This is a genomic window from Agromyces sp. C10 (assembly GCF_023217995.1).
Lineage (GTDB): Bacteria > Actinomycetota > Actinomycetes > Actinomycetales > Microbacteriaceae > Agromyces > Agromyces indicus.
On the sequence record NZ_JALPSX010000004.1, the window covers coordinates 106880 to 124777 of the forward strand.

Here is a 17898-nt window from a genome sequence, read left to right on the forward strand (position 1 = left end):
CGAGGCTTCTGCGGTTCCTATGACCCGGCTGTGCCGGCACCGGGAACCGCCCGGACGCATCGGACAGCGTATCCGCCCGAGCGTGACGTACGGTGTGAGCGTGGATGACACCGGAGCACCGCACCTCGCCCCCTGGCAGCGGACGGCCGCCGGAGCGGGCCTGCTCGCGGCGAACGGCACCGTCGCGCCGACCGTGTTCGCCGAGATGAGCGCGCTCGCCCTCGAGACCGGAGCCGTGAACCTCGGCCAGGGGTTCCCCGACGAGGACGGTCCGCGCGAGGTGCTCGACGCGGCCCGCGAGGCGATCGCCTCGGGCGTCAACCAGTACCCGCCCGGGCCCGGGATGCCCGTGCTCCGCGAGGCGATCGCGCGTCACCAGCGACGCTGGTACGACCTCGAGGTCGACCCGGTCCGCGAGGTGCTCGTCACCGCCGGCGCGACCGAGGCGCTCGCGGCCGCCATCCTCGCGTTCGTCGACACCGGTGACGAGGTCGTCACCTTCGAGCCCTCCTACGACGCTTACGCCGCGCTCGTCGCGCGCGCCGGCGGCGTCCACCGCACGGTGCCGCTGCGCTTCCCCGACTGGGCGCCGGACCACGACGAGCTCCGCGCCGCCGTGACCGACCGCACGCGCGTCATCCTGCTCAACTCGCCCCACAACCCGACCGGGGCGGTGCTCGATCGGGCGACCCTCGAGCTCGTCGTCGAGCTCGCGCACCGGCACGACGCGCTCATCGTGACCGACGAGGTGTACGAGCACCTCGTCTTCGACGGCAGGCACGTGCCGATCGCGACCCTCCCCGGCGCGTGGCAGCGGACCGTGTCGATCTCGTCCGGCGGCAAGACCTTCAACACCACCGGGTGGAAGATCGGATGGCTCACCGGCCACGCCCACTTCGTGACCGCGGTGCTCGCGGTCAAGCAGTACCTCACGTTCGTCAACGGCGCGCCGTTCCAGCCCGCGATCGCGGCCGGGCTCGACCTGTCCCACACCTACTTCGCGGATGCCGCAGCCGCCCTCGCCGCCAAGCGGGACGTGCTCGTGCGCGGGCTCGACGCCGCCGGGTTCACGACGGCGGTGCCGCGATCGGGGTACTTCGCGGTCGCGGATGCCGCGCCCCTCGGCGCCTCCGACGCGGCCGCGTTCTGCCGGGAGCTCCCGCATCGCGCTGGCGTGGTCGGCGTTCCGGTGACCGCATTCGTGCACCCCGACCGTCGCGACTCGGTGCGGACGCTCGTGCGCTTCGCGTTCTGCAAGCGGCGTGAGGTGCTCGAGGAGGCGTCGGCCCGGCTCGCGTCGCTCAGTCGACGGCGGGGTGCGGACGCTCGGCGACCGTGAACCGGCGCAGGCGGAGGGCCGGGTTCAGCCGGCGCACCGACTCGATGCGCTGCCGGGACAGCCACGCGATCGCGACATCCGTCTGCTCGCCGATCGTCGCGACCTCGACGCCCATCGGGTCGACGACCATGCTGTTGCCCGCCCCCACGGGCGGCGCGTGGTCAGCTGCGGCGACGTAGATCGTGTTCTCGAGTGCCCTCGCCGTGGTCAGGGTGCGCCAGTGGGCCTCCTTCAGCGGACCGCGCACCCACTCCGCGGGCATGCAGATCACGTCGGCGCCCGCGTCGACGATGCGACGCGACACCTCCGGGAAGCGCGCGTCGTAGCAGGTCTGCAGGCCGAACCGCAGTCCGCCCGCCTCGAACAGCTCGGGCGGGGTGACCTCGCCGGGAGCGACCCACTCGGATTCGCGCTGCCCGAACGCGTCGTACAGGTGCAGCTTGCGGTAGCGCGCCACCACCCCGGCACCCGGCGCGACGGCGACGACGGTGTTCGCGACGCGTCGCTGCCCGTCGAGCCGTTCGATCATGCCCGCCACGAGGTGTACGTCGAGCCGGTCGGCGAGCGCGGCCAGCGCGGCCGTGAACGGCCCGTCGACCGGCTGGGCGGCGTCGAGCCACGCCTCCGACGGCGAGGCCGTGAACCAGCTCGAGTACTCCGGGAAGACGACCAGTCGCGCACCCCGCGCCACGGCGAGTTCCGCGAGGCGCTCGATCTCGGCGAGGTTCGCCTCGGCGTCGTCGTCCGGGGCGAACTGGGCGACGGCGAGCGCGAAGCCCGCGGCATCCGTCTGCATGCCCTTCAGCCTAGGCCTGCACGATCCGGGCGCGGACCCGGTGGACGATGGTGTCGAGCTCGCGCGTCGTGGCCTCCAGCTCGTCGAACGCGTCGAGCAGGTCGGACCGCCCCGCGCCGTCCTCCCCGGACAGCCTGAGATCGGTTCCGATGTTCAGGGCGGCGGCGCGCGTGCTCGCGGCCAGGGTCGCCGCGGCCGTGCCGACGTCGGCCAGCAGCAGGGTGCTCGTGTCGTCGACGAGTTCCTCGAGCACGGGAACCAGGTTCGCGGCGAATCGGCCGAGCGCGGCCGACGACTCGGCCGCCGCGAGGCTCGCCTCGCGCATCGCCGTCGCGCGGCTCTCCGCGTCGTCCCGCCGACTCGCGTCGGCGAAGCCCGACGAGGCGGCCGTGTCCCGATCCGCCATCCCGGGCGCGGTCTCGCGCATCGCCGCCGAGAACGCCGCCAGGCACTGTTGGCGGATCTCCTCCTCGGGCGACGCGTGCGGCTTGCGATGCGCCACGACCATCTCGACGAGGGCTGCGGCCATCCCGGTCATCAGCGCGGCGGCCGCACCGCCGCCCGGGTTCGCGCCGGTCGAGGCGAGCGCGTGCAGCCACTCCGAGATCGGCTCGTCGGCCGTCAGTCTGGGTCCCATGGCTCGACGGTAGACCCTCGCGTGCGGCATCCGTCACCGCCGCCCGCGACAGGGGCTGCCGACGGCCCCGCGGAGGCGTAGTCAAGCCGATCGCTCCGCCGAAGACAAGATCTGTCTTCCTCGCCCGCGACGTGGTGGACTGTGCCCGTTCAGGCGCGCGACCGAACCCGGCCGTGCCGCACGATCGGTCCCTACGCCGACGGACGAACCATCTCGGGCAGCGGGGCCACGACAGATGGGAAACCCCGTGCTCAGAGCACCACCGACGCTCCATCGGCGCCTTCGCCGTCGGAGCACTCGCCGCGAGCTTCCTCGCGGCGACCGCGGCGCCGGCGAACGCCGACGACCACGAGAACCTGCCCGGCGAGCCCACCATCACGCTGCCGATCAACGACAGCGCGGCGGGCGGCACCTACGACCAGGACTTCACCCGGGTGTACGCCGGGGCGACGCCCGACGGGACGCCGGTCTACCTCTACGTCCCGGCCGGGACGCCCCTGGACGGCAGCGCACCCGTCGGCGTCGACAGCCTCGACCCGGCGTTCGACCACAACCCGGACGACGACTTCGTGCCGTGCGCCGACCGCGACGTCGCGGACTTCACCCTGACGCAGGCGCAGATCGACTACATGGGCGACCAGCTCGCGAACCAGATCGTCGCGGTCGACGAGGAGCACTTCGGCCCCATGGATGCGGCCGATCCCGACGTCCCCGAGAGCGACTCGCTCGTGATGCTCGTCTACAACGTGCAGGACGACAACTACTACGACTGCGCGGCGACGAGCTACACCGCCGGCTACTTCGCACCGGACTTCATCGACTCGGCCGGCATGAACACCATCGTGATCGACGCGTTCGACTGGGCCAACCGCGTCGGGCCGAACGACGCGGAGTGGCGCGACGGCGACCCGGCGAACGACCTGCCGACGCTGTACGAGGGCGTCATCGCGCACGAGCTCGAGCACCTGCTGCACAACTACAGCGACCCCGGCGAGCTCAGCTGGGTCGACGAGGGCCTCGCCGACTTCGCGGTGTTCCTCAACGGCTACGACGTGGGCGGCTCGCACCTGACCTACCACCAGGTGTTCTACGCCGAGACGTCCCTGACGCGCTGGGCCGGCGGCCTCGAGAACTACGGCGCCGCCTACACCTACATGCAGTACCTCTGGGAGCAGGCGGGCGGCAACGGCGACGGCACCTACGAGCCCGACCTCGAGTACGACGGCGCGGGCGGCGACCTGCTGATCAAGCTCATCTTCGAGAACCAGGCCGACGGCATGGCGGGCGTGCAGGCGGCGATCGACGAGTTCAACGCGGCCACGGGCGCCGACCTGCGCTCGGCCGAGGAGCTCTTCCAGGACTGGGCGGTCGCCGTGTACCTCGACGACGAGGACTCCGAGCGCTTCGACATCAAGGCCGTCGACTTCGGCGACCCGGCGTCGACGAGCTGGACCATCGACATCGCCGACGACCAGTTCTGGGACGGCCGGGGCTCCAACCAGGGAGCGCAGCCCGACGCCAAGTGGGAGCGTCGCAAGAACGGCCAGGCCGACACGGCCCTGCCGTACGGCATCCAGGTCGAGCGCTTCCGCAACCCGGGGCCGACCGTCACGGTGGGCCTCGACGGTGACGACACCACGCAGATCGCGCCGCACACGGGCGACACCCACTGGTACGCCGGGTACGAGAGCCAGGCCGACAACGTCCTCGACGTCGAGGTGGCGGATGGTGCGGCCTCGACGCTCGACTTCTGGTCGTGGCACTTCATCGAGGAGGGCTGGGACTACGGATTCGTCGAGGCGCTCGTCGGCGACGAGTGGGTGACGGTGCCCCTCACGGACGACTCGGGCGCGACGGTGACCACCGACACCGACCCGCACGGCAACAACGCGGAGGGCAACGGCCTCACCGGGACCTCGGGCGGCGAGTACTTCGTCGACGAGCCCGAGTACGTGCACCTCTCCGCCGACCTCCCGGCGGGCACGACCGACGTGCGCTTCCGGTACTCGACGGATGCCGCGTACCTCGACACCGGGTGGTTCGTCGACGACGTCATGGTCGACGGTGAGGCCGCCGCGGTGTCCTCGGCCGACGGCGAGTGGATCGAGACGACGGGCCTCCAGGACAACAACTGGACGCTCCAGGTCGTCGCGAGCTGCGACCTCACCCCCGGCGTGGAGTCGGACTTCGAGATCGTCGACGAGGCGGGCAACCACGTGTACCGCCTCGAGGGCGACGACATCTCGATGTCGGGCCTCGACACGTCGTGCGCGAAGGGCAAGAACCGCGACTTCGCGACGCTCGTCTCGAACCTGCCCACCGGCGACCTCGACACGCTCGACGCGGGCTACTCGCTCGGCGTGACGAACACCGGCAAGGGCAAGCGCGGCTGACGCCGCACCGCCCCCTAGGAGGCCCCGGTCCGATCGGACCGGGGCCTCCCTCCGGTTCCGGGCGCCGTGGCGAGCGGATGCCGCTGATCGACCTCGCCGCGGCGCGGCGCGTTGTCCTCCGCTCACCGCCCCGTGGGAACCCCCTACGCCGATCGCTCGGCGCGCGCTCATGATGACGAGTGACCAATGCCCGGATGCGACATCGAAGCCGAGCCGCACGTTCCGACACCAGCCGGGCGGTGGCCTTCAGCGACGCCGTCATCGCCATCGTCATCACGCTCCTGGCGCTCGAGCTCAAGCCGCCCGACGCCGAACCCGGCGAACTGCTGGATGCCCTGCTCGGCGAGTGGCCCACCTACCTGGCATATGCGGCCTCGTACCTCTACCTGGCCGTGATCTGGTTGAACCACAAGGCCGCCTTCACCCGGATCCGCGAGATGGACCGCGGCCTGCAGTGGGCGAACCTCGGGATCCTCGCAACCCTCGCGCTCGTGCCCTGGCCGACCGCGGTGATCGCTGAGACAGCCAGGACGGGCGACCTCACGGCCGAGCGGGTCGCCGTCGTGCTGTACGCGCTCGTCGGCGCAGTACTGTGCCTGGCCTGGCTGGCGTTCTTCTCGTACCTGGCGCGGCATCCGGATCTCACGAACGACGAGGTGGACGACGCGTACTTCGCGCGCGAGCGCCCGCGCGCGCTCATCGGGTTCGTGCTCTACCTGATCGCCGGAGCGGCCGGCATCCTGATCCACCCGCTCGTGGCGTCGGTGGGCTTCCTGCTCGTGCCCGTCTACTGGGGCGTGACCAGCCATGGCATCGACCACGGGCCGGCATTCCTCCAGCGGGGCGGTCGCAACGGGCGCATCAAGGCGCACTGACGGATGACCCGGAGCGGGGCCCGGAACGACGAAAGCCCCTCCCGAAGGAGGGGCTTTCTGAGGCGATTTCTCGCCACGTGGTTGCGGGGGCAGGATTTGAACCTACGACCTCTGGGTTATGAGCCCAGCGAGCTACCGAACTGCTCCACCCCGCGGCACGAGAGATAACACTAGCACGGGCTCGGACCGCGGTCGAATCGGGGGCGCGGGCCGGGCGTTTCGGGCCTCGAAGGGGTGCGGAGCGGTTCGCTCGCGGTCCGCGGGGCGGCCTCGGTACGGGCGCTTCGCGTCCTACTCGACCACCGGGGCCTTCGCGTCCTCCTCGACCGCCGGAGGGCGCTTCGCGCCCTACTCCCCCGCTCGCGTGCGCGGGGTCGCGGCGACCACCTCGTACGACAGCGGGAGCCAGCGGCGGTCAGGCCAGCCGTACATGCCGTCGCCCCTGGGCACCGTCACGGGGAAGATCTGCCACGGCACCTCGTAGTGCTCGGTGAACGAGTCGATCCGCAGCCCGGCGTCGCGCAGCGCCCTGAGCACCTCGTCGAGCGGATGCATCCACTCCCAGGTTCTCGCGTGCTGGATGCGCGCGTCGGGGTCGGCGTAGTCGCTCGGGTCGTCGATGACCTCCGGCCTGCCGGCGGCGTAGGGGTAGGCGAACTGCGGCATTCCGTCGGGTCCGCCGTCGCCGTCGAACACGAACGCGGCGGGGTGTCCGTCGGCGAAGTAGAGCCGACCGCCCGGTGCGAGGAACCACTCGATGATGCGGGCCCACTCCGCGACATCCGGGAGCCAGCCGATGGTGCCCCAGGTCGTGAAGACCAGGTCGAACGACTCGGGTTCGGGCAGCACGTGCCGGGCGTCGTAGATGTTGGCCTGCACGAACCGGGTGCGGTCGGCGACGCCGAGCTCGTCGGCCATCCGTCGCGCCTCGACGACCGCGGGCTCCGAGAAGTCGAGACCCACGGCCGTCGCCCCCGCGTTCACGAGCGAGAGGGTGTCCGACCCGAAGTGGCACTGCAGGTGCAGCACGCGGACGCCGTCGAGACCGTCCGGGAAGAGCCGCTCGACCCCCGCGCGCGCGATGGGGTCGAGCACGCTGCCGCCCTCTCGGAGCCGCGCGCGGTCGTAGAACGTCGAGGCCACGTGCACGGGCACGCGCTCGTCCCAGTTCGCCCGGTTGTCGTCGAGCCAGTCGCCGTCGCGAAGGTCGACCCGGGCCTCGGTCATCCCTCGTCGCCCGTGGGCGTGGCACCGGAGAGCTCGAGCAGGCGGGTGATCACCTGGTTGAGCTGCTCGTCGGCCTCGGCGAATGCGGCGAGGTCGCCCTCGGCGAGCGCCGCCTGCTTCTGCTCGAGCAGGTCCGCCGCCTCGGCGAGCAGGGCGGCCTGCTCGTCGCTCGGCGCGGGCTCCTCAGTCGGGGGCGCGTCCGGGTCGGCCGGCTCGGTCGGCGCCGGCTCCGGCTCGACCTCCTCGTCGCCCGCGGCCGCACCCGAGTCGCCTCCGAAGAGCACGTTCAGTGCCTCGTCGAGCGTGTCCTGGAACGCGATCTCGTCGCCGAAGGCCACGAGGACCTTCTGCAGCACGGGATAGCTGGTCTCACCGGTCGAGCGGACGTACACCGGCTGGACGTACAGCAGGCCGCCGCCGACCGGGATCGTGAGCAGGTTGCCGTTGATGACGTCGGACTGGCCCTGGCGGAGGATGTTCAGCTGCGCAGAGATCGAGGTGTCGCTGTTGAAGGTGTTCTGCACCTGGCCGGGGCCGGGCACGTTGTCGTCCTCCGGCAGGTTCAGGAGCCGCAACTTGCCGTAGCCTTCGGCCCGCTCGCCGTCTTCCGATCCCGCATCCGAATCCACCGCGAGGTATCCGCGCAGCACGTTGCGGCTTGCCTGACCTCGCGCTTCGGGGATGAAGGTCGAGTAGATCGAGTACGTCGGCTCCTCTTGGCCGGGCATCTGCATCGTCAGGTAGTACGGCGGCTGCAGGAGCGTGCTGCCCTGCCCCTGCGTCGGGTCGAGCGGCGTGGTCCACGCGTCCTCACGCGAGTAGAAGGCGTCCGCCTCGGTCACGTGGTACCGGCCCAGCACGGCGCGCTGCATCTTGAAGAGGTCGGCGGGGTAGCGCACGTGACTCATGAGCTCTCCCGACATCTCGCTCAGGGGGCGCACCTTGCCCGGGAAGATCTTGTCCCACGTCTGGAGGATGGGATCCTCGTCGTCCCAGGCGTAGAGCGTCACCTTGCCGTCGTACGCGTCGACCGTCGCCTTCACGGAGTTGCGTACGTAGTTGACCTCGTCGAACGCGAGCGGCGACGCGACCGTGTCGCTGTCGGAGATCGCCTCGCTGTAGCTCACCTTGTTCGAATACGGGTACTGATCCGAGAGCGTGTAACCGTCGACGATCCACACGATGCGGCCATCGACCACGGTCGGGTAGGTGTCGGTGTCGAGGGTGAGGAACGGCGCCACCTTGCGCACGCGGTCGATCGGATCGCGGTCGTAGAGGATCTGCGACTCCTCGTTCACCTGGTCGGAGAGGAAGATCTGCTCCGACTGGAACTTCAGCGCGTAGACGAGCTTGGTGAAGACGTTGTCGAGCTTCGGCCCGCCGTCGCCCTGGAACGTCGTCTGCTGGGGTTCGCCGTCGCCGCCCGCGGGGAAGTCGAGCTCGATCTCACGAGCACCCTCGGGGGCGCCGACGATCGAGTACTCGGGCGAGTTCTCGCCGAAGTACACGCGCGGCTCGAACTCGGGCAGGGTTCCCGTCGAGGGGATGCCCGACTGCAGGAAGACCGGCTGGCCGTCGCTCGACCGCTGGTTGCCGGCCGCGGCGACGAGGCCGTAGCCGTGCGTGTAGACGAGGTGCGTGTTGAACCACGTCTGCGCGTCGCCGAGTCCCTCGAGGTTCAGGTCGCGGATGGCGACGATCGTGTCCTGCGACTGCCCGTCGATCTCGTAGCGGTCGACGTCGAGCTGCTCGGGGAACTGGTAGTACTGGCGGAACTGCTCGAGTTGGCGGAACGCCGGGCTGATGATCGCCGGGTCCATCAGGCGGATGCTCGCCGTGGTCTCCGCATCGGAACGCAGCGCACCCGGCTCGGCGTCCGTCTTCGCCTCGTACGGGATCTCCTCGATGTCGGCGACCCCGAACGCGTCGCGCGTCAGGTCGATGTTGCGTTGGATGTAGGGGGCCTCGAGCGAGCGCGCGCTCGGGTCGACCTGGAAGCGCTGCACGACCCACGGGTACAGCGAGCCGATCAACAGGCTCGACACCACCAGCAGCACAGCGCCCACGAGCGGGAGGCGCCAGCGCCCGAGGAACGCGGTGACGAGGAACAGCACGGCCACCACGGCGGCGATGACGGCGAGGATCTGCCGGCCGGGGATCGTCGCGTTGACGTCGGTGTACGACGCACCGGTGATGAGCGAACCCACCTCGGTGACCGTCGCGTACTGGTCGAGCCAGATGCTGACGGCCTGCAGGAGCAGGTACAGGCCCGCGGTGATCGCGATCTGGATGCGCGCGGCCTTCGAGATGACCACCTCGCGTCCGCTGATGCGGATGGCGCCGTAGAGGTAGTTGGTCGCGATGACGAGCAGGCCAGAGAGCAGCACGACCGCCGAGGCGAAGCCCACGATCGAGCGGTAGAACGGCAGCTCGAAGACGTAGAACCCGACGTCGAGGCCGAACTGCGGGTCGGTCGTGCCGAACGGGGTGCGGTTCAGCCAGGTGAGCACCGAGTCCCACCGGCTCGCCGTCGAGACGCCGGCGAAGATGCCGAGCACGATCGGCACGCCGAACATGGCGAGGCGCCGCAGCGGCTCGAAGACCTCCTGGTAGCGGTCGAGCTGCGAATTGAGCTTCGCGTACACGGGCCGCGTGCGGTAGGCGATCTGGATCGAGGCCCAGACCGGCACGGCCATCGCCACGAAGCCGATGAGGAACAGCACGATGCGGGCGACCCATTCGGTCACCAGCACCTCGACGAACCCCAGCTGCTGGTACCACATCACGTCGGCGTAGATTCCGGCGAACACGAAGAACGCGACGACGAGGGCGCCGACGATGCCGATCGTGATCGCGATCGGCGCGCGTCGGCGCGGCATCCTCGGTTCCTGCGGCTGTGCTGTGGACACTTCTCGGCCTCATTCGGGGTCGGGACGGGATCGAATCCCCATCCTATGGTCGGCAGTCTTGGAAACGGCTGGTGGGAAGCGGGTGCCCGGGCCCGGGGAGATAACGAACCGGTACCGTTCGGGTCGCCTCGCCCGACGGCACGGGAGCGCCCTCGATCAGCCCGCGGCCTCGCACCGGGCGAACGACGACGTGTCGCCGCCCTCGCCCGCCGCCTCGACGATCGCCCGCGCCTCGTCGAGGGTGGTCACCGCGAACACCTCGAGCCCGTCGGGCACGTGCCCGACGACCTCGCCGCAGTTCGCCTCGGGGGCGAGGAACCAGTCCGCGCCGCTGTCGACGGCGCCCCACAACTTCTGGCGGATGCCGCCGATGCCGCCCACCTCGCCGTCGGAGTCGATCGTGCCGGTGCCGGCGACGCGCTCGCCGCCCGTCATCGCACCGGGGGTGAGCTTGTCGACGATCCCCAGGGCGAACATCATGCCCGCACTGGGACCGCCGACATCGTCGAGGCGGATCTCGACGTCGATCGGGAACTCGTAGCGCATGCGCACGCCGATGCCGATCACGACCTGGCCGTTGCGCTCGACCGGCGTCACCTCGACCTCGGTGGTGCCGTCGCCGCGCACGACCTCGAGCGTCGCGGGCGACTCGGTCCCATGCTCGGCCAGGGCGCTGCGCAGTTCGCCGACCGAGCGCACCGGCTCGCCGTCGACCGCCGTGATGACGTCGCCGATCTCGAGCACGCCCTCGGCGGGCAGGCCGTCGCCGACGCCCTGCACGACGACCTCGCGCGGGAAGTCGTAGCCGAGCTCGACCAGCGCGGCCGCGATCGCGTCCTGCTGCGAGTCGACCATCTGGGCCTCGTTCTGCGAGTCGCGATCCTCCTCGCTGATGCCGGGCGGGAAGACCGCCTCGACGGGCACGACCGCGCGACGGGTGTCGAACCACGCCACCGCGACGTCGAGCCAGCCGGGGGTCCGGCCGGGCCGTCCGATCGCGGAGACCGTGAGCAGGTCGAGCGAGCCCTCGGTCGGGAAGGTCTCCTCGTCGGGGATGGAGATGAGCGGGATCTCCTCGCCGTCCGATTCGGTCGTGCCCAGGGTGTCGAAGACCGGACCGGGCTGCTGGATGACGTACGGGGACGGCAGCAGCGCGATGAGCAGGCCGAGCACGGTCGCGACGGCGACCGCGCCCCAGCCGATGCGCTCGCGACGGCTGCGACGGGACGCGACGGCGGACTCGTCGGAGTCGCCGGTCGGCGCGGCATCCGCTCGCGGTCCTGACAGCACCATGCCGCGTTCATCCTTCCCAGGGCGCCGCAGAACCGGTCCGCGCCGACTCGTGCGGCGCTGTTCGCGACGGGCGGACACCCGGAACGTCAGCCTAGGCCAATTCCCGGGGAGGAAGACCGGGGGCGGCGGTAGCGTGGAATTCCGATCGAGGGAGGTGGCCTCCGTGGCCGAACGCGACGACCAGCCCGACCGGAACCCCGAGGACGAGTTCCGCGACATGCTGCGCGAGCTGCTGTCCGGATCCGGCGGCATCGATCCGTCGAGGCTCGCCAACGCGGCGGGCCTGCCGAGCGACCCGGCGAGCCTGGCTGCGATCTTCAGCCAGCTCCAGCAGGCCATGCAGCGCTCCGACGACGAGGGCATCGACTGGTCGCTCGCCCTGCGGCAGGCCGAGCAGCGCGCGGCATCCGGCCAACGCCAGGTCGAAGCCGCCGACGCCGAGCGGCTCGATCGGGCGGCGCAGGTCGCGGCCCTCTGGCTCGACGAGGTCGTCGACGTCGCCGCCCTCCCCACGCCGCCCGAGCTGCTCACGCGGCGCGCGTGGGCCGCCGCCACCCTGCCCATCTGGTCGCAGCTCGCGGAACCGGTCGCGCTGAGCATCGCCGACTCGCTCACCCGGGTCATGTCCGAGCAGGCGCCGGAGGAGATGCGCGAGATGGTGCAGGGCGCCAGCCGCATGATGCGCGGCATCGGCGGCGCGATGTTCGCGATGCAGCTCGGCCAGGTGGTCGGCCAGCTCTCCACCGAGGTCGTCTCCGGGGGCGACGTGGGCATCCCGCTCCTCGACGACGGCCGCGCCGCCCTGCTGCCGCAGAACATCGCCGAGTTCGGCGCCGGACTCGACATCCCCGACGACCAGGTGGAGCTCTACCTCGCGGTGCGCGAGCTCGCGCACGCGCGACTGTTCCGCCACGCCCGCTGGCTGCGGCTGCATCTCATCACGGCGATCACCGCGTTCGCCCGAGGCATCGACGTCGACGTGGAGCGCCTCGAGGAGCTCGCGGAGGGCTTCGACCCCGCCAACACCGACGAGCTGCGCGACGCCGTCGCCAACGGCGCCCTCCTCCGGCCCAAGAGCCCCGAGCAGGAGGCCGCCCTCGGGCGCCTCGAGACCGTGCTCGCGCTCGTCGAGGGCTGGGTCGACGTCGTGACGGCCGACGCGACGCAGCGGCTGCCGAAGTCCGACGCCGTGGCGGAGACCATCCGTCGTCGCCGAGCGACCGGCGGACCGGCCGAATCGGCGCTCGCGACCCTGGTCGGCCTCGAGCTGCGCCCTCGTCGCCTGCGTGACGCCGCCGCGATGTGGCGCGCGGTCACGGACGCGGTCGGCGTCGCCCAGCGCGACGCCCTGTGGTCGCATCCCGACCTGCTGCCGACGGCGGCCGACCTCGACGACCCGGGTCCGCTCGCCGCGCGCCTCGCCGCGGGCGGGCAGGCCGCCGGCGAGGCCGACGCCGCCTTCGACGAAGCGCTCGAGGCCCTGCTGCGCGGTGAGTCCGGCGGCGACGACGCCGGCGTCTCCGACGACGACCCGAGCGGCGGCTCCGACGACGAGCGCGGGCCCGCCGCGAGCTGACGCGTCGCCCCACCCGCCGCGTCCGCGGCCCCGTCCTGTGGACGGCCGACGAGCCGTCCGCCGGCGGTCGGGCATGCTTCCGGCATGACGCCGCGACTCGACCCCGCACTGCCCCTCGTCTGGCGCTCGCACGACGCCCTCCAGCTCGGCGGCGTCCGTCCGGTCGCGGTCCTCGAGCGTCCCGGGCCGTTCGAGGAGGGGATCCTCAGCGCGCTCGCCTCCGGCGCGAGCCGGTCCACGCTGGCGACCATCGGGGCGGCGCTGGGCGGCTCGCCCACCGACCTCGACGACCTGCTCGAGCGGGTCGAACCGGCCCTGCTCCCCGCCGCGGCATCCGCTGGGTCGCCCCGCGCCGGTACCGTCGCCATCGACGGCGAACCCGACCACGTCGCCACCCTCGCCGCGCAGCTCGCGCGGCTCGGCCACCGGCCGGTCCACGCGCCGAACGCACCGGCCGACGCGGTCGACGCGGTCGTCGTGATCGCCTCACGCGTGGTCTCCCCCGCGGCCCACCTGCCGTGGCTGGCCGCCGACGTACCGCATCTCGCGCTCGTGTTCGACGAGCGCGGCGCCGAGGTGGGCCCCTTCGTGCGGCCGGGGTCGGGTCCGTGCCTGCGCTGCGTCCACCTGGGCCGACGCGACGCGGATGCCGCGTGGCCGGCCGTGGCCGCACAGCTCGCGGCCGCCGCCGCCCCGCCTCGCAGCCCGCGCGTCGAGCACGAGGCGCTGGCGCTCGCGGCATCCGTCGTCGACGACCTGCTGCGGGACGGTCGCACCGCCCTCGACGCGGCCTGCGTGCTCGTCAGCGACGCGTCGGCACGCCGCCCACGCGCTCCCGAGCCGGTCGCTGCGCATCCCGAGTGCGGATGTCGAGCTCCCGGAGGAATCGCGACGGCTCCCGCTCGCCTCGATGCGTGCCGGATCGGGCCGCCCAGGTCAGCGTCAGCCGACGCCGTGCCCGCGTGATGCCGACGTAGAGCAGGCGTCGCTCCTCGTCGATCGCCTCGAGCCCGGTCGCGTAGGCGATCGGGAGCATGCCCTCGGTGAGGCCCACGAGGTGCACCTCGTCCCATTCGAGGCCCTTGGCCGAGTGCAGCGTCGCCAGCGTCACCGCGGCGATCGCCGGCTCGTGCTGCGCCTGCGCCCGCGCCGACAGGTCATCGGCGAACGCGCGCAGGGTCGTGCCCGCGGGCACGTCGTCGACGAGGCGGGCGAGCGCGTTGAGCGACTCCCACCGCGACCGCACCGCTCCGGGGCCCTCCGGCGCCTCCACCGACCAGCCGAGCGAGCGCAGCACGTCGCTGACCGTCTTGAACAGCGGCTCGCCCGTCGCCGCGAGCGCCTGGGCGCGGATGGCGTGCACGGCCTGCTTCACCTCGGGCTGGTCGAAGAACCGCTGGGCCCCGCGCACCCGCGTCGAGACGCCGACCTCGGCGAGCGCCTGCTCGAGCAGTGCCGACTGCGAGTTGACGCGCATCAGCACGGCGATGGATTCGGCGGGCACGCCCGCGTCGATGCGGTCGCGGATCCGCGTGGCGGTGCCGCGGGCCTCGGCCAGCTCGTCGGGGTAGGCCACCACCTCGGGTGCCGGCCCGTCGGCCACCCGTCCCCGGGCGGATGCCGCGCGCTCAGCCGCGACCGTCGCGTCGCCGGTCGCCGGATCCCCGGCGTCGGGCGCGGCCGCGACCAGGCGGAGCGCGCCGGGACGACCGCGCACCAGGCGGTTCGCGACCTCGACGATCTCGGGGGTGGAGCGGTAGTTGCGTTCGAGGCGCACGATCGTGGCATCCGGGTACCGCCGCTCGAACCCGAGCAGGTGCTCGGCCGACGCGCCCGCGAAGGAGTAGATGGTCTGGCTGGCATCGCCGACGACGCACACGTCGCGGCGGTCGCCGAGCCACAGGTCGAGCAGGTGCTGCTGGGCGGGAGAGACGTCCTGGTACTCGTCGACGACGAAGTGGCGGTAGCCCTCGCGCACCTGCATGGCGACCGCCGGCTCGGTCTCGATCATGCCCGCCGTGGCGAGCAGCACGTCCTCGAAGTCCATCGAGCGGCGCTCGTCCTTCAGCTGCTCGTACGCGGCGACGAGGTCGAGGAACTGGTCGGCGTCGAGCGAGCCGGGCGCCCCGCGCGAGGCGAGGCGAGCGCGGTACTCGTCCATGCCGAGCACGCTGACCTTGCGCCACTCGATCTCGGCGGCGACGTCGCGCAGCGTCGCCGTGTCGACCCGCAGGCGGCACCGCTCGGCCGCGAGCCCGAGGAGCCGACCCTTGAACTCGAGGACCCGCGGAGCCGGACCACCCGCCACGATCGGCCAGAAGTGGTTCAGCTGCGCGAGCGCCGCGGCATGGAACGTGCGCGCCGGCACGCCGCCCGCGCCGAGCGCGCGCAGGCGGGACCGCAGTTCGGCGGCGGCGCGGTTCGTGAACGTGAGGGCCATGACGCGGGCGGGGTCGTAGGCGCCGGATGCCACGCCGTAGGCGATCCGGTGCGTGATGGCGCGGGTCTTCCCCGTGCCGGCGCCGGCGAGCACGCAGACCGGTCCGACGAGGGCCTCGGCCGCGACGCGCTGTTCGTCGTCGAGCGCGTCGAGGAGCGGATCGCTCGTGGTCATGACGTCGACCAGGGCAGTGACGACGCGAGCGGACCCCCGTACCACTGCTCGAGCATCCAGCGCGCGATCGAGGTCTCGCCCGGGAGGGCCACCCGGCCCAGCGCCCCGCGCAGCTCGGTCCGGTCGAACCAGCGCAGCTCGACGATCTCCTCGCCGTCGGGCACCGGTGCGACCGGCGCCCCGTCGACCACCCGCGCCCGGAAGGCCAGCATGAGGCTCGCCGGGAACGGCCAGGGCTGCGACCCCAGGTACTCGACCCGGTCGACCCGCAGGCCGGTCTCCTCGGCGATCTCCCGCACGACGGCCGCTTCGAGCGACTCCCCCGGTTCGACGAAGCCCGCGAGCACCGAGAAGCGGTCCTGTTCCCACATCGCGTTCGAGCCGAGCAGGACGCGATCGTCGTCGTCGGTCACGATGACGATCACCGCCGGGTCGGTGCGCGGGAATCGCATGCGGTCCTCGGCGAGGCAGCGACGCGCCCATCCCGCGGTCACGACCTCGGTCGCGCTGCCGCACGAGGCGCAGAAGGCGTGCGTGGCGTGCCAGTTGGCGAGGGCCACCGCCTGGATGGCGAGTCCGGCGTCGCGGTCGTCGAGGACCGTCGCCACCGAACGCAGGCCGCGCCAACGGTCGTCGTGCCCGAGCGTCGGCGCGTCGGCGTCGGCGAGCACCCACGCCTCGACGGGGCTGCCTGCGGGCAACGGCTCGCCCGCGGCATCCGTCGACGCGTCGAGCGTGCGGCCGAGGTACATGCGCACCTCGGGCCGGGGCAGGGCCGACGGATGCCGCAGCTCGAGCGCCTCGGGCGCGCCGGCGCCGACGAGGACGCGCCCGTCTCGGACCACGAGCACGCGCGCGTGCGGGTCGGCGTCGAAGGCGGCCTCGCGAGCCGGATCGGTGCGGCCGACGGCGTCGCGATCGAGGTGCTCGCGCGCCAATGGCGGTGCCTCGGCCGCGAGCGGCGCCCGGGTCGGATGCGGCGCGGCGTCGGGGTCGGACGCGGCCTGCTCGGGCGACGCGGGTACGGACACGGTCACCTCTCGCTTTCGTCCGGAGTCGTCGGGAAGGCGTGGCGGTCGCCGGGCGGGCGCGGACGCGTGCTTAGGCTGTGTGCCATGGCCAGACCCCCACTCACTCTAGCCGCGTTGGCCACGGCCGCGGTGGCGGGACTCGAGGTGCGGGCGGCCCGGACGCACACCTACGGGATGTCGGGCGCGTTCGATGCCGTCGAGCTCCACTCCACCGACGGCCGGAGGCTGTTGATCCGCGTCCCGCGCTCGCCCGCCGCCGAGAACGAGCAGTCCGCCGACCTCGTCGGGCTGCGCGCCCTGTCCACCGGCATCCGCTCGCGCCTGCCGTTCGCGGTGCCCGAGTTCGTCGGCCAGGCGCCGATCGGCCCCACTCGCGCGGTCGTCACCGAGTTCATCTCCGGCTCGGTGCGCTCGGCGGACGACCTCACGGCCACCCCGGCGCTCGCGGCCGAGGTCGGCCGGGCGATCTCCGCGATCCATGCGCTTCCCGCGGGCTTCATCGGCGAGGCGGGGCTTCCGCGGCGCTCGGCGGAGCAGGCCCGCGAGGCGGCCGTCGAGGTCATCGACCGCGCGGCGGACACCGGGCGACTCCCCGCGGCACTCGTGCGCCGCTGGGAGGAGGCCACCGACGACGACACGCTGTGGCGGTTCGCCCCCACCGTCGTCAACGGACAGCTCGGCGCCGACTCGTTCCTCGTCGAGGGCGACCGCGTGACGGGCGTGCTCGGCTGGGCCGGCCTCGCGCAGGACGACCCCGCACGCGACCTCCACTGGGTGCTCACCTCCACGGGCGCCGCGGCGGAGGAGACCCTGGCCGCGTACGTGACCGCTCGCGCCGGGCTCGCCGACGCCGAACTGGCACGGCGCGCGCTGCTCTACGGCGAGCTCGAACTCGCGCGCTGGCTGCTGCACGGCGTCGACACGCACGACGACGCCGTGATCGACGACGCCGTGGGACTGCTCGACGGCCTCGTCGCGCGCGTGCACGACCACTCGTCCGAGTCGCTCACGACCGACACCGGTCCGGTCCTCGCCGTCACCGACGTGGAGCGCCTGCTCGAGTCCACGCCGCGGGGCACCGCCGCCCGCGAGCCCGGGACGAGCATGCTCACCGACAGCTACGACGTCGAGGAGCTCCGTCGCCACCTCGACGGCGGCGAGGCGCCCGCCGCGGGACCCGGCGACACGCGCGCCGCCGAGCGCGCGCC

At 72.5% G+C, this 17898-nt stretch carries 11 protein-coding genes, 1 tRNA gene and 1 pseudogene; 5 read left to right on the forward strand and 8 right to left on the reverse strand.

The genetic code is table 11. The features are described from left to right. The first annotated feature begins 100 nt into the window (after positions 1 to 100). Positions 101 to 1339: an aminotransferase class I/II-fold pyridoxal phosphate-dependent enzyme gene (locus M1L56_RS05735; protein ID WP_248598510.1), complete on the forward strand. Its 1239-nt coding sequence runs from the start codon at positions 101 to 103 to the stop codon at positions 1337 to 1339. On the opposite strand, the gene M1L56_RS05740 is transcribed toward M1L56_RS05735, so the two are convergent. Then, entirely contained in the window at positions 1302 to 2135 is an 834-nt protein-coding gene (locus M1L56_RS05740; RefSeq protein WP_248598511.1) for a carbon-nitrogen hydrolase family protein, read from the reverse strand. The genes M1L56_RS05735 and M1L56_RS05740 overlap by 38 nt on opposite strands. 10 nt (positions 2136 to 2145) lie before the next feature. Continuing rightward, positions 2146 to 2772 (reverse strand): cyclodeaminase/cyclohydrolase family protein, encoded by a 627-nt coding sequence (locus M1L56_RS05745; protein WP_067949025.1) that lies wholly within the window; start codon positions 2770 to 2772, stop codon positions 2146 to 2148. 173 nt (positions 2773 to 2945) lie between these two features. Here M1L56_RS05745 and M1L56_RS05750 point away from each other — a divergent pair, with 173 nt between their 5' ends. Further along, positions 2946 to 5165 carry an immune inhibitor A gene (locus M1L56_RS05750; RefSeq protein WP_248598512.1) on the forward strand — a complete coding sequence of 740 codons (2220 nt, stop codon included), beginning with the start codon at positions 2946 to 2948 and terminating at the stop codon, positions 5163 to 5165. Positions 5166 to 5359: 194 nt separating this feature from the next. After that, positions 5360 to 6040 carry a TMEM175 family protein gene (locus M1L56_RS05755; protein WP_248598513.1) on the forward strand — a complete coding sequence of 227 codons (681 nt, stop codon included), beginning with the start codon at positions 5360 to 5362 and terminating at the stop codon, positions 6038 to 6040. 78 nt (positions 6041 to 6118) lie between these two features. Here the strand turns inward: M1L56_RS05755 and M1L56_RS05760 are convergent. The 4 genes from M1L56_RS05760 to M1L56_RS05775 form a co-directional block, all read right to left on the reverse strand. Then, positions 6119 to 6195 (reverse strand) — tRNA-Met (locus tag M1L56_RS05760). A gap of 193 nt (positions 6196 to 6388) precedes the next feature. Next, positions 6389 to 7267, reverse strand: a complete 879-nt coding sequence (locus M1L56_RS05765; protein WP_248598514.1) for a bifunctional 2-polyprenyl-6-hydroxyphenol methylase/3-demethylubiquinol 3-O-methyltransferase UbiG — start codon at positions 7265 to 7267, stop codon at positions 6389 to 6391. Next, positions 7264 to 10146, reverse strand: coding sequence for a UPF0182 family protein (locus M1L56_RS05770; protein WP_248598515.1), 2883 nt, complete (start codon positions 10144 to 10146; stop codon positions 7264 to 7266). Before M1L56_RS05770 ends, M1L56_RS05765 begins: the two co-directional genes overlap by 4 nt. Before the next feature lie 186 nt (positions 10147 to 10332). Then, positions 10333 to 11469 (reverse strand): PDZ domain-containing protein, encoded by a 1137-nt coding sequence (locus M1L56_RS05775; protein ID WP_082847191.1) that lies wholly within the window; start codon positions 11467 to 11469, stop codon positions 10333 to 10335. Positions 11470 to 11686: 217 nt separating this feature from the next. Between M1L56_RS05775 and M1L56_RS05780 the strand changes: the two genes are divergently transcribed. Next, positions 11687 to 13045, forward strand: a complete 1359-nt coding sequence (locus M1L56_RS05780) for a zinc-dependent metalloprotease (RefSeq protein WP_248598621.1) — start codon at positions 11687 to 11689, stop codon at positions 13043 to 13045. An 802-nt stretch (positions 13046 to 13847) separates the two neighbouring features. Here M1L56_RS05780 and M1L56_RS05785 read toward each other — a convergent pair. Together M1L56_RS05785 and nudC are read right to left on the reverse strand one after the other, a co-directional pair. Next, positions 13848 to 15659: an ATP-dependent helicase gene (locus M1L56_RS05785; protein WP_248598516.1), complete on the reverse strand. Its 1812-nt coding sequence runs from the start codon at positions 15657 to 15659 to the stop codon at positions 13848 to 13850. Then, positions 15656 to 16690, reverse strand: coding sequence for an NAD(+) diphosphatase (gene nudC / locus M1L56_RS05790; protein WP_248598517.1), 1035 nt, complete (start codon positions 16688 to 16690; stop codon positions 15656 to 15658). Before nudC ends, M1L56_RS05785 begins: the two co-directional genes overlap by 4 nt. A gap of 174 nt (positions 16691 to 16864) precedes the next feature. On the opposite strand from nudC, the pseudogene M1L56_RS16205 reads away from it, so the two are divergent. Then, positions 16865 to 17539: pseudogene (locus tag M1L56_RS16205) on the forward strand (phosphotransferase); the annotation flags it as partial. Positions 17540 to 17898: the final 359 nt, after the last annotated feature.

Bases quoted from the DNA above. Each gene is read 5' to 3' on its own strand.
- M1L56_RS05770 (WP_248598515.1), bottom strand. From the start codon at position 10,146: ATGCCGCGCCGACGCGCGCCGATCGCGATCACGATCGGCATCGTCGGC.
- M1L56_RS05780 (WP_248598621.1), top strand. From the start codon at position 11,687: ATGCTGCGCGAGCTGCTGTCCGGATCCGGCGGCATCGATCCGTCGAGG.
- M1L56_RS05785 (WP_248598516.1), bottom strand. From the start codon at position 15,659: ATGACCACGAGCGATCCGCTCCTCGACGCGCTCGACGACGAACAGCGC.
- M1L56_RS05755 (WP_248598513.1), top strand. From the start codon at position 5,360: ATGCGACATCGAAGCCGAGCCGCACGTTCCGACACCAGCCGGGCGGTG.
- M1L56_RS05775 (WP_082847191.1), bottom strand. From the start codon at position 11,469: ATGGTGCTGTCAGGACCGCGAGCGGATGCCGCGCCGACCGGCGACTCC.
- M1L56_RS05740 (WP_248598511.1), bottom strand. From the start codon at position 2,135: ATGCAGACGGATGCCGCGGGCTTCGCGCTCGCCGTCGCCCAGTTCGCC.
- M1L56_RS05745 (WP_067949025.1), bottom strand. From the start codon at position 2,772: ATGGGACCCAGACTGACGGCCGACGAGCCGATCTCGGAGTGGCTGCAC.
- M1L56_RS05765 (WP_248598514.1), bottom strand. From the start codon at position 7,267: ATGACCGAGGCCCGGGTCGACCTTCGCGACGGCGACTGGCTCGACGAC.